Here is a 1,238-nt window from a genome sequence, read left to right as displayed (position 1 = left end):
GAGATGCAGCGTAGTCTCGTGGGCTCGGAGAGGGGTATAAGAGACAGGTCCCCGGCCGACCCGACGGCCTCCGAAGCCCCGGCCGAAGCCCTGCACGGCCTCGGCGAGCTGGCCGCCACCGGCCCGCTCGCCCACCCCGTCGCCCTGGCCTCCACCGCGCTCCTCCTCACGGGCGCCGCGCTGACCGTCGTACGCAGACCATGGCGGCGCCGCTGAGAGCCCGCTGCACGCTGCCCGGCACCTGCACCGCACATCCGTCGATCAAGGTGTGACCGGCCAGGGTACGGATCACCCGCTCCTGACTAGGCTGTGGCCGTCGGTACGCCGTGGTTCCGGCGCTCATGTCAGATGTGATTCCCGAGGCCAGGAGACGCAGCACATGGCAGAACGCAAGCCCATCGAATCGTGGCTCACCGACATGGACGGCGTGCTCATCCACGAGGGTGTGCCGATCCCCGGCGCCGACGCCTTCCTGAAGAAGCTGCGCGAGTCCGGCAAGCCCTTCCTGGTGCTGACGAACAACTCCATCTACACCCCGCGCGACCTGCACGCCCGCCTGACCCGCATGGGCCTTGAGGTGCCGATCGAGAACATCTGGACGTCGGCCCTGGCCACCGCCAAGTTCCTGGACGACCAGCGGCCCGGAGGTTCCGCGTACGTCATCGGCGAGGCCGGTCTGACCACCGCGCTGCACGACATCGGCTACATCCTCACCGACCACGAGCCGGACTACGTCGTCCTCGGCGAGACACGTACGTACTCCTTCGAGGCCATGACGAAGGCGGTCCGCCTCATCAACGCGGGCGCCCGGTTCATCTGCACCAACCCCGACGAGACCGGCCCGTCCACCGAGGGCCCGCTCCCCGCGACCGGCGCGGTCGCCGCGCTGATCACCAAGGCCACCGGCAAGCAGCCGTACTTCGCGGGCAAGCCCAACCCGCTGATGATGCGCACCGGTCTGAACGCGATCGGCGCCCACTCCGAGACCAGCGCGATGATCGGCGACCGGATGGACACCGACGTGCTGGCCGGCATGGAGGCCGGGATGCAGACGTTCCTGGTGCTGACCGGTCTGACCCGGCCCGAGCAGGTGGAGGACTTCCCCTACCGCCCGTCCCAGGTCGTGGACTCGATCGCCGACCTCGTCGACCGGATCTGACACCGGACCGGGCCCGACCCCACCTCACCGGGCCCGACCCCACCTCACCGGGCCCGGTGAGGTGGGGTCGGGCCCGGTG

The 1,238-nt window shown here is 69.9% G+C and carries 2 protein-coding genes; both read left to right on the top strand.

All coding sequences use genetic code 11. The annotated features are described in order from the left end of the window. On the top strand, nt 1-216 hold a 216-nt coding region (locus MTQ10_RS30580), incomplete at its 5' end, for a hypothetical protein (RefSeq protein ID WP_247474016.1). Between the two features lie 163 nt (nt 217-379). Further along, nucleotides 380-1,159: an HAD-IIA family hydrolase gene (locus MTQ10_RS30575; protein WP_247474013.1), complete on the top strand. Its 780-nt coding sequence runs from the start codon at nt 380-382 to the stop codon at nt 1,157-1,159. Nucleotides 1,160-1,238: the final 79 nt, after the last annotated feature.

It is taken from the genome of Streptomyces sp. XM83C (genome assembly GCF_023072675.1).
Taxonomy (GTDB): Bacteria; Actinomycetota; Actinomycetes; order Streptomycetales; family Streptomycetaceae; genus Streptomyces; species Streptomyces thermocoprophilus.
This window is presented reverse-complemented; position numbering and strand designations above follow the sequence as displayed.